At 69.0% G+C, this 13,413-nt stretch carries 12 protein-coding genes; 8 read left to right on the top strand and 4 right to left on the bottom strand.

The window, feature by feature from the left end; translation table 11 throughout:
* Positions 1-128 precede the first annotated feature (128 nt).
* From NC595_RS06915 to NC595_RS06890, 6 genes are all read left to right on the top strand, one after another.
* Positions 129-821 carry an alpha/beta fold hydrolase gene (locus NC595_RS06915; protein ID WP_253565603.1) on the top strand — a complete coding sequence of 231 codons (693 nt, stop codon included), beginning with the start codon at positions 129-131 and terminating at the stop codon, positions 819-821.
* A gap of 36 nt (positions 822-857) precedes the next feature.
* Entirely contained in the window at positions 858-1,466 is a 609-nt protein-coding gene (locus NC595_RS06910; protein ID WP_253565602.1) for a TMEM175 family protein, read from the top strand.
* 42 nt (positions 1,467-1,508) lie between these two features.
* A complete protein-coding gene (locus NC595_RS06905; protein ID WP_253565601.1) occupies positions 1,509-2,366 on the top strand; it encodes an alpha/beta fold hydrolase in 858 nt (285 codons plus the stop codon).
* Between the two features lie 85 nt (positions 2,367-2,451).
* Positions 2,452-3,381, top strand: a complete 930-nt coding sequence (locus NC595_RS06900) for a 23S rRNA (adenine(2030)-N(6))-methyltransferase RlmJ (protein ID WP_253565600.1) — start codon at positions 2,452-2,454, stop codon at positions 3,379-3,381.
* A gap of 74 nt (positions 3,382-3,455) precedes the next feature.
* Entirely contained in the window at positions 3,456-3,968 is a 513-nt protein-coding gene (locus tag NC595_RS06895; protein WP_253565599.1) for a Slp family lipoprotein, read from the top strand.
* 64 nt (positions 3,969-4,032) lie between these two features.
* A complete protein-coding gene (locus tag NC595_RS06890; protein ID WP_253565598.1) occupies positions 4,033-4,941 on the top strand; it encodes a cation diffusion facilitator family transporter in 909 nt (302 codons plus the stop codon).
* A 9-nt stretch (positions 4,942-4,950) separates the two neighbouring features.
* On the opposite strand, the gene NC595_RS06885 is transcribed toward NC595_RS06890, so the two are convergent.
* Positions 4,951-5,343 carry a VOC family protein gene (locus tag NC595_RS06885; RefSeq protein ID WP_253565597.1) on the bottom strand — a complete coding sequence of 131 codons (393 nt, stop codon included), beginning with the start codon at positions 5,341-5,343 and terminating at the stop codon, positions 4,951-4,953.
* 172 nt (positions 5,344-5,515) lie between these two features.
* On the opposite strand from NC595_RS06885, the gene NC595_RS06880 reads away from it, so the two are divergent.
* Both NC595_RS06880 and mfd read left to right on the top strand, forming a co-directional pair.
* The gene (locus tag NC595_RS06880; RefSeq protein ID WP_253565596.1) at positions 5,516-6,133 is read left to right on the top strand and encodes a GNAT family N-acetyltransferase; all 618 of its coding nucleotides are present in this window, start codon (positions 5,516-5,518) and stop codon (positions 6,131-6,133) included.
* A 192-nt stretch (positions 6,134-6,325) separates the two neighbouring features.
* Positions 6,326-9,952: a transcription-repair coupling factor gene (gene mfd / locus NC595_RS06875; RefSeq protein ID WP_253565595.1), complete on the top strand. Its 3,627-nt coding sequence runs from the start codon at positions 6,326-6,328 to the stop codon at positions 9,950-9,952.
* A 4-nt stretch (positions 9,953-9,956) separates the two neighbouring features.
* Here the strand turns inward: mfd and NC595_RS06870 are convergent, their stop codons facing one another.
* The 3 genes from NC595_RS06870 to egtB all read right to left on the bottom strand — a co-directional run bounded on the left by NC595_RS06870 (position 9,957) and on the right by egtB (position 13,303).
* Positions 9,957-10,946 (bottom strand): NAD(P)/FAD-dependent oxidoreductase, encoded by a 990-nt coding sequence (locus NC595_RS06870; RefSeq protein WP_253565594.1) that lies wholly within the window; start codon positions 10,944-10,946, stop codon positions 9,957-9,959.
* A gap of 132 nt (positions 10,947-11,078) precedes the next feature.
* Entirely contained in the window at positions 11,079-12,056 is a 978-nt protein-coding gene (gene egtD, locus NC595_RS06865; RefSeq protein WP_253565593.1) for an L-histidine N(alpha)-methyltransferase, read from the bottom strand.
* Positions 12,053-13,303 carry an ergothioneine biosynthesis protein EgtB gene (gene egtB / locus NC595_RS06860; protein ID WP_253565592.1) on the bottom strand — a complete coding sequence of 417 codons (1,251 nt, stop codon included), beginning with the start codon at positions 13,301-13,303 and terminating at the stop codon, positions 12,053-12,055. The genes egtD and egtB overlap by 4 nt, the downstream gene beginning before the upstream one ends.
* Between the last annotated feature and the right edge of the window lie 110 nt (positions 13,304-13,413).

Raw genomic sequence — 13,413 nt, 5'->3', positions numbered from 1 at the left:
ATCAAAATAGTTGTTGACAAGTTATTCTAGCCCGGCATAACCTCCAAAGCACGCCTTATCAAGTTACGCATGCGACGACCGCACTCGTCGCGTGCCGACATCGAAAAGAGCCAGATGGAGTCTATGCCATGCGCACAAACGAGATCACCGCAGTACTGGTGCACGGTGCCTGGGCCGACGGATCGAGCTGGACCCAGGTCATCCGAAAGCTCCATCAAGAAGGCATAAAGACGGTTACTCCATCGATTCCGCTCACCACCTACGCCGACGATGTCGCCGCGTTGGATCGCGCATTGGAGCGGGTGGACGGCCCGACCGTGGTGGTCGGCCATGCCTACGCCGGCGCCGTCATCGGCGGCTCGCGCAGCGACAAGGTGAAGGGCCTGGTCTATGTCGCCGCGTTGGCGCCGGACCAGGGCGAGACCGTCGCCGAGGTGTTCGGTCGCGACACGCCGCACCCACAGGCCCCGACGCTGGCGCCGGATGCACATGGGCTGCTCTGGCTGCCGGAGCGGGCGTTCGCCGAAGCCTTCGCGCAGCACGCTTCGGCGGAGGAACAGGCGGTGCTCGCCTCGCTGCAGCGACCGCTCTCCCCGGCCTGCATCTCGGTGCCGATGGATCGCCCGCGCTGGCACGACCTGCCGAGCTGGTACCTGCTGGCCGAACGGGACCGGATGATCCCGCGTGAGACCCAGGCCTTCATGGCCGAGCGGATGGGCGCCACGCGGCATAGCCATCCGCTCGATCACACCCCGAGCGTGACCGCACCGGCCCTGGTTGCCGCGCTGATCCGGCAGGCGATCGACGCCGTCGCCCACTGAACCGTCCATCGCAGTCATCGCACGGGGAACGCCGCCATGCGCGAGCCATATGAACCTTCTGGCACCGAACGCGTCGGCGCGTTCTCGGACGCCGTCGTCGCCGTGATCATCACCTTGATGGTGCTGGAGCTGAAGGCACCTGAGAGCGCGTCGCTGGCCGCACTCGCGCCGCTGTGGCCGACGGCGGTGAGCTATGCGGTGAGCTACCTGTTCATCGCCATCGTGTGGGTCAACCACCATCACCTGCTGCGGCTCGTTCGCCGCACCACGCCGCGACTGATCTGGGTGAACTTCGCGCACCTGTTCGCGGTGTCGCTGGTGCCGTTTTCCACCGCGTGGATCGCACGTACCGAACTGGCGGCGATGCCGGTGGCGTTCTATGCCGGCGTCTTCGTCTGCGTGAACCTCGCCTACCGGCTGTTCGAGCGCGACGTGTTCGCGCAGGCCGACGGACGGCAGGTCTGTGCACGTGCCCGGCGCATGGCCCGGCGTCGCTCCGCCGGCACCTTGCTGATCGTCGCAACCGCCGCGGCGGTCGCGCTGTGGTCGCCGATTGCCGGCTTCCTGCTCGTCTGTACCGCGCTGGTCCTCTACCTGCGGCCGGAAGCCCCCGGCAGCGTCTTGCGCACGACCAGCACCGATTGATGCGCCTTCGGCGCAACCCACCCATCCACCAGGAGAACCGCCATGTCCACCACCATCCATTACCGCTCTACCGACGTCGACGGCTTCAACGTGTTCTATCGCGAAGCCGGCCGGCCGGGTGCACCGAAGCTGCTGCTGTTGCACGGCTTCCCGAGCTCCAGCCACATGTTCCGCGACTTGATTCCGTTGCTGGCCGACCGCTTCCACATCGTCGCGCCGGACCTGCCGGGCTTTGGCCAGTCGGCGATGCCGCCACGCGATGCGTTCACCTACACCTTCGACCATCTGGCGCAGGTGATCGACCGGTTCACCGAGGTGGTCGGCTTCGATCGCTTCGTGGTCTACGTCTTCGACTACGGCGCCCCGGTCGGCTTGCGCATCGCGATGAAGCATCCGGAGCGCATTGCTGGCATCGTGTCGCAGAATGGCAACGCCTACGTCGAGGGACTCAGCGAAGGCTGGAACCCGATCCAGGCGTACTGGAGCGACCCCTCACAGAAGCACCGCGATGCGCTGCGCGCCTTCCTGGCACCGGAAGCCACCCGCTGGCAGTACGTGCACGGCGTGCCCGACGAATCGCTGGTGTCGCCGGACGGCATCGCACTGGACAACCACTACCTCGCCCGGCCGGGGTCGGACGAAATACAGCTGGACCTCTTCGGCGACTACCAGAGCAACGTGGCGCTGTACCCCGCGTTCCAGGCGTACTTCCGCGCCCATCGACCGCGCTTCCTGGCGATCTGGGGCAAGCACGATCCGTTCTTCCTGCCGCCGGGTGCCGAGGCGTTCAAGCGCGACCTGCCCGATGCCGACGTGCGCTTCCTCGACACCGGGCACTTCGCTCTGGAAACGCACGCGGGCGAGATCGCCGCGGCGATCGGGCACGTCTTCGGCCGCTGAGGCGACGATGCAGGCGCGCGGGCTCCCTCCGCAAGGTGTGGAGCCCGCCACCTATACTGGCGGCCTTCCCTGCCGGTCGCCGCCCATGAATTATCGCCACGCCTATCACGCCGGCAACTTCGCCGATGTCCTCAAGCACGTCGTGCTGCTGGCGCTGGTGGAAGCGCTGGAAGCCAAGCCCACGCCGTTCGCCTACATCGACACGCACGCCGGCAGCGGCTGCTATGCACTGGAAGGCAAGGAGGCCGGCAAGACCGGCGAGTACCGCGACGGCATCCGCCGCCTGCTGTTCCCCGACCTCGGCGCGGACAATGGCCAGGCCGCCACGCTGCCGCCGCTGCTGCGCCGCTGGCTGGACGGCATCCTCGCGCTGCCCGGCAACGAGGACGGCCTGAAGCTTTACCCCGGCTCGCCGCTGCAGGCGACCCGCGCGATGCGCGAGGGCGATAGCGCGCACCTGTGCGAGCTGCACCCGGACGAGGCGGCCCGCCTGCGCGAGCTGTTCGCGCACGACGCCCGGGTGCATGTGCACCATCGCGACGGCTACGAGGCGCTGAAGGCGCTGGTGCCGCCGCAGGAGAAGCGCGGACTGGTGCTGATCGATCCGCCCTACGAGGCGCAGGACGCCGAGTACCGCGTGATCGAGCGGGCGCTGAAGGCGGCGCTGGCGCGCTGGCCGACCGGCGTCTACGCCGTGTGGTACCCGATCAAGCTGCGCAGCCAGGTGCAGCCGTTCCTGCGCGGGTTGCAGCACGGCATGGCCCGGCGCGTGCTGCGCGCCGAACTGCTGGTGCATGCCGACGACTCCCCGCTGCGCCTCAACGGCTCGGGCATGGTGGTACTCAACGCCCCGTGGAATCTGGACGAGCTGCTGCGCGAGCCGCTGGGCGCGATGGCCCGCCTGCTTGGCCAGGGCCAGCCGGCACGCTGGAACCTGGACTGGCTGGTGAACGACAGCAGCGAGGCAACGCCTGCGCCCCGATCCCCGGCGCCGCGGTCGCCCCGTCCGCGCTAAGCTCGCGGTGCCGTCGCGGCGCTCGTTCCGGCCCACGACGGCCCTCCTTTCGTGCCCATGCTCCGGAGCTCGCCATGCGTCGCCTCGTCCGCCCCCTGTCACGACTGCTCGCCCCGCTGACCCTGCTGGCCCTGGCCGCGTGCGCGCCCGCGCCGATCTACAAGACCTCGCCGAACCTGGTGTCCGCGGTGCCGTTCCAGGTCGCCAGCACGCCAGAGCGCTACGCCAACGGGCAAGTGATCTGGGGCGGTCGCATCGTGGCCGTGCACAACCTGGCCGACCGCAGCGAGATCGAGGTGCTGGCGTTCCCGCTGGACCGCTCGCAGCGCCCACAGGTCGGCGACAGCGGCAACGGCCGCTTCATCGCGGTCATGCACGGCTTCGTCGAACCGATGGACTACCCGGAAGGCGCGCTGATGACCCTCACCGGCACGCTGGCCGGCAGCCGCGCCGGCAAGGTCGGCGAGGCGGACTACGTGTTTCCGCTGGTGAAGGTCGACCAGGCGCATCGCTGGACCCGGCAGGAACTGGAATCCGGCCGCAGCAATGTGCACTTCGGCATCGGCGTGGGCGTAGGCATCCACTGAGCCGCGCCGCGGCGTCGAGTGGCGCCGCTACACTGTGCGGCCCGACCCGTGATGGAACACCCGCATGTCCGGCCACGCCAATTCACTCAAGGCGATCCTCCTCGCGCTCGGCGCGAATTTCGCGATCTTCGTGTCCAAGCTGGTGGCCGCCCTGGTCACCGGCTCTGGCGCGATGCTGGCCGAGGCGGTGCACTCGCTGGCCGACTGCGGCAACCAGGGCCTGCTGTTGCTCGGCATGCGTCAGGCCAGGCGGCCGCCGTCGGACGAATTCCCGCTCGGCTGGGGCAAGGCCATGTACTTCTGGTCGTTCCTGGTGGCGATCCTGCTGTTCAGCGTGGGTGGCATGTTTTCGGTCTACGAGGGCGTGCACAAGCTCGGCCACCCCGAGCCACTGCGCTGGCCGTGGCTGGCGCTGGGCGTGCTGGTGTTCGGCATCGTCGCCGAAGGCATCTCGATGCGCGGCTGTCTGCAGGAAGTGAACAAGGCGCGCGGCAACCAGCCGCTGTGGACCTGGTTCCGCGAGACGCGCTCGAGCGAACTGCTGGTGATCTTCGGCGAGGACCTGGCCGCCCTGCTCGGCCTGTGCCTGGCCGCGCTGGCGGTGGGTGCGACCATGCTCACCGGCAATCTGATGTTCGACGCGCTGGGCACGCTGGCGATCGGCGTGCTGCTGCTGGTGGTGGCGGTGCTGCTGGCGGTGGAGGTGAAGGCGCTGCTGATCGGCCAGGGCGTGGAGCCGCGCCGCCGCGCCGAGCTGCTCACCTTCCTCAATAGCCGGTCCGAAGTGGCCGAGGTGCTCAACCTGATCACCCTGCAGATGGGCCCGGACGTGATGGTGGCGGTGAAGGCGAAGATGGCGCCGGCCAGCTCCGACCGCGGCCTGATCGATGCCATCAATGCGGTGGAAGCGGCGATGAAGTCCGAGTTCGGCGAGATCCGCTGGAGCTTCTTCGAGCCTGACGTGACCGACTGAGCGCGGCACTCAGCCTTTCGGCTGCAGCAGGTCCCAGGGGTTGCCGTACAGGTCCTCGAACACCGCCACCGTGGCGTATGGCTCTTCGCGCGGCGTCTCGCGAAACGTGACGCCGACGGCGAGCATGCGCCGGTAATCGCCCCAGAAATCGTCGGTGCGCAGGAACAGGAACACGCGCCCGCCTGCCTGGCGACCGACGGCCGCCCGCTGCTCGTCGGTTGCCGCCTGCGCCAGCAGCAGACCGGTGCCATCGGAGCCCGGCGGCGCCATCACCACCCAACGCTTGCCGCCACCGAGCGGCGTATCCTCGCGCAAGGTGAAACCCAATCGCGTGGTGAACCAGGCGATCGCCTCGTCGTAGTCGTTCACCAGCAACGACAGTTGGGCCAGGCTCTGGGACATCGTCAGACTCCATGTGTGGCGGGTTGCCGCAGCGCGACATAACCGGAGCAGACCATCATGGCACGAACCCCGGGAATCCAAGACGCAACGTGGCCTCCCACTCCAGTCGTCCGGCCATACCAGTGCCGCCCGCGTTCATGCTGCACCGCACTAAATACGCTACAGTATGGCCATGAACATGCAGCTTGCCTTTCCCCGCATGCGTCCCGCCCAGCAGATGATCGTCCCGCCGCGCAGCCGTGAGCGCTTCGCACCCCGCCTGGAGGCCGTGCCCACGGCCAGCCTGGGCGAGCCGGTGCGCACCCGCGACGGTCGCAGCCTGTTCCTCCGAGGCATCCGGCCCGACGACGTCGCCGCCCTCAAGCGCTGCTTTACCCGGCTCTCGCCTGAGGACATCCGCCGCCGCTTCCTGCACGCGATGTCCGAGCTGCCCGAGCCGATGGCGCAGCGCCTGTGCAACATCGACCCGGCGAAGGAAACCGCCTTCGTGCTGATGGACGAGGCGGTGGAACCGGCCGAGATGCGCGGCGTGGGCCGCATCTACGTGGACGAGTCGGCCAACAGCGCCGAGTTCTCAGTGCTGGTGGAGCACGACTGGGCCCGGCGTGGCCTGGGCGCCCTGCTGATGCAGCGGCTGGTCGACGATTGCCGTCACCGCGGCCTGCACGAGATCTGGGGCTACGTGCTGCTGGAGAACCGCCCCATGCTGGAGCTGTGCCGCGAGCTCGGCTTCCAGCGCCGCCCCGCCCTGGACGAGCCCGGCACTACGCAGATCTCGCTCAGGCTCTAGCCACAGCCTTCGCCGGTAAGGAGCCCGCTCGCGGGCGATGCTCTTGGCTTTTGCTTCGATCGGAATCAGGAGCAGTAGCATCGCCCGCGCGCGGGCTCCTGAGGACGGTTGCCGCCGGCTCGCCGGCAATGGCGCGCTACACTAGCGCGCTTTATCCGCGCCCCCGCGCGTCGACGAGCCACGCGCCAGTCCATGCCCGATTCCAGCCCCACGATCTTCCACCCGCCGCTTCCCACCACGCCGCGCCAGCGCCGCTTCTGGACCCCGCCACACGGGTCGGCGCGGGCGCTGCTGATCGCCGAGGCCGCGCGCTCGCACCCTGGGTTGCTGGTTGCGGTGACCCGCGACACCCAGCGCGCCTCGGCGCTGGAGGATGAGCTGAAGCTGTTTGCCGGCAACCTGCCGGTGCTGCACTTCCCGGACTGGGAAACCCTGCCCTACGACATCTTCAGCCCGCACTCGGAGATCGTCTCCCAGCGCATCGCCACGCTGTACCGGCTGCCGTCGGTGACGCGCGGCGTGCTGGTGGTACCGGTAGCCACGCTGATGCAGCGCATCGCCCCGCGCAGCCACATCACCGGCGCCGGGCTGATGCTGGCCAAGGGCCAGAAACTGGACCTGCTCGCCGAACAGCGCCGGCTCGAGGCGGCCGGCTACCGCTACGTGCCGCAGGTGGCCGAGGCCGGCGACTTCGCCGTGCGCGGCGCGCTGATCGACATCTTCCCGATGGGTGCGGCCGAGCCGTACCGCATCGAGCTGTTCGACGACGAAGTGGAGTCGATCCGCAGCTTCGACCCGGAGACCCAGCGCTCGCAGCAGCCGGTGGAGAAGGTGGAGTTGCTGCCCGGTCGTGAGTTCCCGCTCACCGATAATGCCGCCAAGGATTTCCGCACGCGCCTGCGCGAGCGCTTCCCGATCGATATCCGCCGCTGTCCGCTCTACCAGGACATGAAAGAGGGCGTGACGCCCGGCGGCATCGAGTACTACCTGCCGCTGTTCTTCGAGCAGACCGCCACGCTGTTCGACTACCTCGCCAGCGATGCGCTGTTCGTGCTGGGCGAAGGCGCCGGCGAGGCGGCCGAGCAGTTCTGGACGCAGACCGCCGAGCGCTACGACCAGCGCGCGCACGACATCGAGCGCCCGGTGCTGCCGCCGGCCGAGCTGTACCTCTCGCCCGAACAGCTGCGCGAGCAGTGGAACAAGCGCCTGCGCGTGGAGATCGTGCCCTCCGGCCACGAGCACAGCGTGGATGCCGGCACGCAGCCGGCCCCCGAGGTGGCGCTGAACCGCAAGGGCGAGGAGCCCGGTACGTCGCTCAAGCACTTTCTGGCCAGCTACAAGGGGCGTGTGCTGGTGGCTGCCGATTCGGCGGGGCGGCGCGAATCGCTGATCGAGCAACTGGCGGCGGCGGGGATGAAGCCGGCGAACGTGGAGAGCTGGAACGCATTCCTCGGGCTGGCCGGGACTGCCCCCTCTCCCCTGACGCAGTCGGGGGAGAGGGCTGGGGAGAGGGGGGCTTCTGGCTCCTCGTCCGAAAACAAGAGCGCCCCCCTCACCCCAACCCTCTCCCCCGGCCAAGCCGGGGGAGAGGGAGCCGCATCGCGCAAAGCCGGGGGAGAGGGAGCGGGTGCGCGCTTCGCCATCACCATCGCCCCGCTGGAGCAGGGCTTCGCGCTGATCAAACCCGCGATCACCGTGCTCACCGAGCGCGAACTGTTCGGCGAGCGCGTGCGCAGCGAGCGCAAGCGTCGGCGCGGTCAGGCGCGCGATCCGGACACCATCATCCGCGATCTCACCGAGCTCTCGATCGGCTCGCCGATCGTGCACGTCGACCACGGCGTGGGCCGCTACCAGGGCCTGGAGTCGATGGAGCTCGGCGGCATGGAAGGCGAGTTCCTGATCATCGAGTACGCCAAGGGCGACAAGCTCTACGTGCCGGTGGCGCAGCTCGGCTTGGTCAGCCGTTACTCCGGCACGGCGCCGGAACTGGCGCCACTGCATTCGCTGGGCGGCGATGCGTGGGAGCGCGCGCGCAAGAAGGCGGCCGAGAAGGTGCGCGACGTCGCTGCCGAACTGCTGGCGATCTATGCCCAGCGCGAGGCGCGCGGCGGCGAGTCGATGGCGGTGGATCGCCAGCTGGTGGAGGAGTTCGGCGCCAGCTTCCCGTTTGAGGAGACGCCGGACCAGGAGCAGGCGATCGACGCGGTGCTCGGCGATCTCGCCGCGCCGCGCGCGATGGACCGGGTGATCTGCGGCGACGTGGGCTTCGGCAAGACCGAGGTCGCGCTGCGCGCCGCCTTCGCCGCGGCCACGGCGGGCAAGCAGGTTGCGGTGCTGGTGCCGACCACCCTGCTCGCCCAGCAGCACTACCGCAATTTCGCCGACCGCTTCGCCGACTGGCCGGTGAAGGTGGACGTGCTCTCGCGCTTCCGCTCGAGCAAGGAAGTGAACGAGGCGCTCAAGCGCCTCGCCGACGGCCAGATCGACGTGATCGTGGGCACCCACAAGCTGCTGCAGCCGGACATCAAGTTCAAGAATCTGGGCCTCGTGATCGTCGACGAGGAGCAGCGCTTCGGCGTGCGGCAGAAGGAGCAGCTGAAGAAGCTGCGCGCCGAGGTCGATCTGCTGACCATGACCGCCACGCCGATCCCGCGCACGCTGAACATGGCGATGAGCGGCCTGCGCGACCTGTCGCTGATCACCACACCGCCGGCGCATCGCATGGCGGTGCGTACCTTCGTGGCGGCGTGGGATCCGGCGACGATCCGCGAGGCGTTCCAGCGCGAGCTGTCGCGCGGCGGCCAGGTGTACTTCCTGCACAACGAGGTCGAGTCGATCGAGCGCACCGCGCGCGAGCTGCAGGAGCTGATCCCCGAGGCGCGCATCGGCATCGCCCACGGCCAGATGCCCGAGCGTGAGCTGGAGCAGGTGATGGCGGACTTCCACCGCCAGCGCTTCAACGTGCTGGTGTGCACCACGATCATCGAAACCGGCATCGACATCCCGACCGCCAACACCATCATCATCAACCGCGCCGACCGCTTCGGCCTCGCCCAGTTGCACCAGCTGCGCGGGCGCGTCGGTCGCTCGCACCATCGCGCGTATGCGTACCTGGTGGTGCCGGATCGCAAGTCGATGACACCGGATGCGGAAAAGCGTCTCGAAGCGCTGGCCTCGCTGGAGGAACTGGGCGCCGGCTTCACCCTGGCCACGCACGACCTGGAAATCCGCGGCGCCGGCGAGCTGCTGGGCGACGAGCAGTCCGGCCAGATCCAGGAGATCGGCTTCGGCCTGTACACCGAGCTGCTCGACCGCGCCGTGCGCGCGCTGAAGAGCGGCAAGGTGCCGGACTTCGACTTAAGCTCCGAACACGAGACCGAAGTGGAGCTGCACCTGCCGGCGCTGATTCCGGACGACTACCTGCCCGACGTGCACGCACGCCTGACGCTGTACAAGCGCATCGCCAGCGCGAAGAGCGACGAGCATCTGCGCGACCTGCAGGTGGAGATGATCGACCGCTTCGGCCTGCTGCCCGAACCCACCAAGCACCTGTTCGCGCTGGCCACGCTGAAGCTGATGGCCACGCCGCTGGGCATCCGCAAGCTGGACTTCGGCCCGACCGGCGGGCGCATCCTGTTCCGTGAGAAGCCTGAGGTGGACCCGCTGCTGATCATCAAGCTGATCCAGAGCCTGCCGCGGGTCTACAAGCTCGAAGGCCAGGACAAGCTCAAGGTCACGCTGGACCTGCCCGGCGCGACCGAGCGCATCCGCAGCGCGCAGGAAGTGCTGATCATGCTCGGTGCGCGGCGGCCGGCCTGAGGACTCAGGCGCCGAGCGCGTCGGCGATCGATCCGGCCATGGCGACGCCGCTCTGGAACGCGTTCTCGACGCGGGCGCCGAGGCACCAGTCGCCGCCCGCCCACAAGCCGTTCGCGGAATCGGCGAGGAAGGGCCGGCCCAGCGGCCGCATGGTCATCGCGTAGCGCCAGCGGTGAGCCCGGGTGAACACGGGCGGCGGTGGTGCGGGGAGCTGTGCGGCGAGCGCGGCCAGCAGACTTGGCACCACTTCGTCGGGCGTGCATTCCAGATGCTCCTGGCTCCACGCGGGCGAGGCGTGCACCACCCAGCCGTCCACAAGGCCTTCGCCGCTGAACCGGCTGGCCTGCCGCGCGAGCCACGCCACCGGACCGTCGTCCAGCCGCGCGGCGTCGAACGGCAGCTCCCACGGCGTCCCGAAGGCCAGCATCAGCGCCCAGCACGGCGCGACCGCCACCACGTCCAGCGCACCGGCCAGCGGCGACCCGGCCCGCTCCAGCAATCCCCGGGTCTGCGGCGCCGGAGCAGTGATCGCCACGGCATCGAATCCATCGACACAGTCGCCCTCCTCCAGCGCAAGCCGCCAGCACCCGTCGTCCTGGCGCGACAGCCTGGCGACCGTCGCCTGCAGCCGGATATCCACGCCCGCCGCCAGCGGCTCGACCAGTCGCTTCATGCCGTCCCCGCCGATCCACCGGGGATGGGCCGGCGCGTCGGCCCGGGAGGGAAGCCGCGGCGACCAGCGCCGCGCGGCATCGGCCCGTACCCATGCCTCGAGTTCGGCGGCGAAATGCGGATCGCGGGCGGTCACGAACTGCGCGCCGTGATCGAAGCGATCGCCGCGCTCGGTGCGTCGCGTCGCCATCCGCCCGCCCAGCCCACGGCTCTTCTCCAGCACCCGCGGGGCGAGGCCGCGCCGGTGCAGTTCGCGCGCGCAGGCCAGGCCGGTCATGCCGGCACCGACGATGGCGATGCGCGGGGACGGGGAAACGGTCATGCAGCGGAGCTCCAGCGGGGAACGGAACGGCACGGCGCCGGGGCGGGTCAGGCGATTCCGGTCGGGATCCGCCTCTGCCCACGGCTCATCGCATACGCACGACGTCCCGCAGGTGATGCGGGCGACGGGAGCTCAGGCGCGCACCAGGTACTGCACGCTGAACATCCGTTCGGGGTCCAGCCACGTCTCGCGCACCGCCAGCCCGGCACGATGGGCGAGCGCGGCGAAATCCTCCAGCGAGTACTTGCAGCTGTACTCGACCTGCATCGCCTCGTTCTCGCGGAAGCGCACCTGCTGCCGCCCCACGCGCACGACCTGGTCCTCGCTGCTGAGGATGTGCGTCTCGATGCGACCGGCCATCGGGTTGTAGCGCGCGCGATGCCGGAAACGGCGCAGGTCGAAGTCGCTGCCGATGGCGCGATTGACATGGGCGAGCATGTTCAGGGTGAACTCGGCGGTGACGCCCGCCGCATCGTTGTAGGCGGCCTCCAGCAGCGCGGTGTCCTTCTTCAGGTCGACGCCGATCAAGATGCCGCCACTCTCGCCCATTTCCGCTCGCATCTTGCGCAGCAGCACGGCGGCATCGGCCGCCTCGAAATTGCCGATGGTGGATCCGGGAAAATAGATCACCGTCCGGCGCGTGGCGCGGGGGGCGATCGGCAGGCGCAGCGCGCGGGTGAAGTCCGCGCACAGCGGCTGCATGGCGACATCGGGAAAGCGTTCGCCCAGGCGCTGCACGCTCTGTCGCAGCGGTTCCGGGGAAATCTCCACCGGCACGTAGGCAACCGGCGAGGCCAGATGCTCCAGCAGCAGGTCGGTCTTGATCGCGTGGCCGCTGCCGTATTCCACCAGCCTCACGTCCGGCCCGAGCGCGGCAGCGATCTCTGCGCCGTGCGCACGCATCAGCGCGATCTCGCAGCGGGTGAGGTAGTACTCCGGCTGCTCGCAGATCGCCACGAACAGCTCCGAGCCGCGTTCGTCGTAGAACAGCCAGGAAGGCAGGCGCTTCGGCCTGGCGGCCAGGCCGCGCTGCACCACTTCGAGGATGAAATTGTCGGGGGGGCGACGATCGTCGTCGCGCAGCCAGGTGGCCTGGAGTGTGCTGCTCATAAGTCCTTTCCGAGTCGGATCCCTGCGAACTGCCAGCGGGCATGGGGAGGGAAGAAGTTGCGGTAGCTTGCGCGCACGTGGTCGCACGGCGTGACACAGCTCCCCCCGCGCAACACCCACTGCCCGTTCATGAACTTGCCGTTGTATTCGCCCAGCGACCCCGGCAACGGCCGGAACCCGGGATAGCTGACATAGGGCGAGGCGGTCCACTCCCACACGTCACCGAACATCTGGCGCAGCCCTTCGCCCGGCGTGGCTGCCTGCGGATGGAGGCGCGCCTGCTCCTGCAGATTGCCCCGCACCGGCAGCCCAGCGGCCGCAGCCTCCCATTCGGCCTCGGTCGGCAGGCGCATCTCGGCCCAGCGCGCGAACGCGTCGGCCTCGAAGTAGCTCAGGTGGCACACCGGGGCTTCGGGGTCCAGCGGCTGCACACCGCCGAGGGTGAATTCGCTGGCCAGGTCGTCCTGCCAATACAGCGGGCGCTGCCAGCCCTCGGCCTGCACCGTGGCCCAGCCGTCAGACAGCCAGAGTCCCGGCTCGCGGTAGCCTCCGTCGTGGACGAAGGCGAGGTACTCGGCGTTGGTGACCAACCGGTTGGCCAGCGCGTGGGGCTGCAACAGCGTGCGATGGCGGGGTGTCTCGTTGTCGAAGGTGAAGCCCGCCCCCTCATGGCCGAGGTCGACGATACCCTCGTCTCCGGCGAGGAAACGCAGGGGCACGGGTCGCGACGACCCTGCGGCCCACCCCTCCACCCGGTAGGCCGGTCGCAGCGGATTGCACCACAACGCGTGCTTGATGTCGGTGAGCAGGAGTTCCTGGTGCTGCTGTTCGTGATTCAAGCCGAGCTCCACCAACGTGGCGAGGTCCGGATCGTCGCCGGCCTCCAGCCATTCGCCGACCGCATCGTCGACGTAACGCCGGTAATCCAGCACGTCGGCCAGCGATGGTCGTGACAGCAGGCCACGGCGCGGCCGAGCGTGCATCGGCCCGACCGACTGGTAGTAGGAATTGAACAGCACCATCCAGCCGGGATGACGCGTCACGTAGCCGGGACGCCGGGACAACACGAACTGCTCGAAGAACCAGGTGGTATGCGCGAGGTGCCACTTGCCCGGACTGGCATCGGGCATCGACTGCACCATCATGTCCTCGGGCGACAGCGGCGAGGCCAGCGCGACCGTGACCTGACGGATGCGGTCGAAGCGCGTGCGAAGGGACGTGTCGGCAGACAGGCCCGGCACCTTCATGGCACACACCGGAGGCCGAGAGCATATGGACGGGGATGACGGCCGAAGCGCGGGAGCATGCAGGATGCCGTGCAGGGAACCGAGGGCGGATTGTCCTGCACGGGACGTTC

The sequence above is a fragment of the Dyella lutea genome, assembly GCF_024158035.1.
GTDB classification, from domain to species: Bacteria; Pseudomonadota; Gammaproteobacteria; order Xanthomonadales; family Rhodanobacteraceae; genus Dyella_A; species Dyella_A lutea.
Note: the sequence above shows the minus strand (reverse complement) of the source record. Positions and strands in the feature narration are given on the sequence as shown.

What these genes read in the sequence shown, in the direction of transcription:
- mfd (WP_253565595.1), top strand. Translation starts at nt 6,326, where the DNA reads ATGCCCGATTCCAGCCCCACGATCTTCCACCCGCCGCTTCCCACCACG.
- egtB (WP_253565592.1), bottom strand. Translation starts at nt 13,303, where the DNA reads ATGAAGGTGCCGGGCCTGTCTGCCGACACGTCCCTTCGCACGCGCTTC.
- NC595_RS06905 (WP_253565601.1), top strand. Translation starts at nt 1,509, where the DNA reads ATGTCCACCACCATCCATTACCGCTCTACCGACGTCGACGGCTTCAAC.
- egtD (WP_253565593.1), bottom strand. Translation starts at nt 12,056, where the DNA reads ATGAGCAGCACACTCCAGGCCACCTGGCTGCGCGACGACGATCGTCGC.
- NC595_RS06895 (WP_253565599.1), top strand. Translation starts at nt 3,456, where the DNA reads ATGCGTCGCCTCGTCCGCCCCCTGTCACGACTGCTCGCCCCGCTGACC.
- NC595_RS06880 (WP_253565596.1), top strand. Translation starts at nt 5,516, where the DNA reads ATGAACATGCAGCTTGCCTTTCCCCGCATGCGTCCCGCCCAGCAGATG.
- NC595_RS06885 (WP_253565597.1), bottom strand. Translation starts at nt 5,343, where the DNA reads ATGTCCCAGAGCCTGGCCCAACTGTCGTTGCTGGTGAACGACTACGAC.
- NC595_RS06890 (WP_253565598.1), top strand. Translation starts at nt 4,033, where the DNA reads ATGTCCGGCCACGCCAATTCACTCAAGGCGATCCTCCTCGCGCTCGGC.
- NC595_RS06910 (WP_253565602.1), top strand. Translation starts at nt 858, where the DNA reads ATGCGCGAGCCATATGAACCTTCTGGCACCGAACGCGTCGGCGCGTTC.
- NC595_RS06870 (WP_253565594.1), bottom strand. Translation starts at nt 10,946, where the DNA reads ATGACCGTTTCCCCGTCCCCGCGCATCGCCATCGTCGGTGCCGGCATG.
- NC595_RS06900 (WP_253565600.1), top strand. Translation starts at nt 2,452, where the DNA reads ATGAATTATCGCCACGCCTATCACGCCGGCAACTTCGCCGATGTCCTC.
- NC595_RS06915 (WP_253565603.1), top strand. Translation starts at nt 129, where the DNA reads ATGCGCACAAACGAGATCACCGCAGTACTGGTGCACGGTGCCTGGGCC.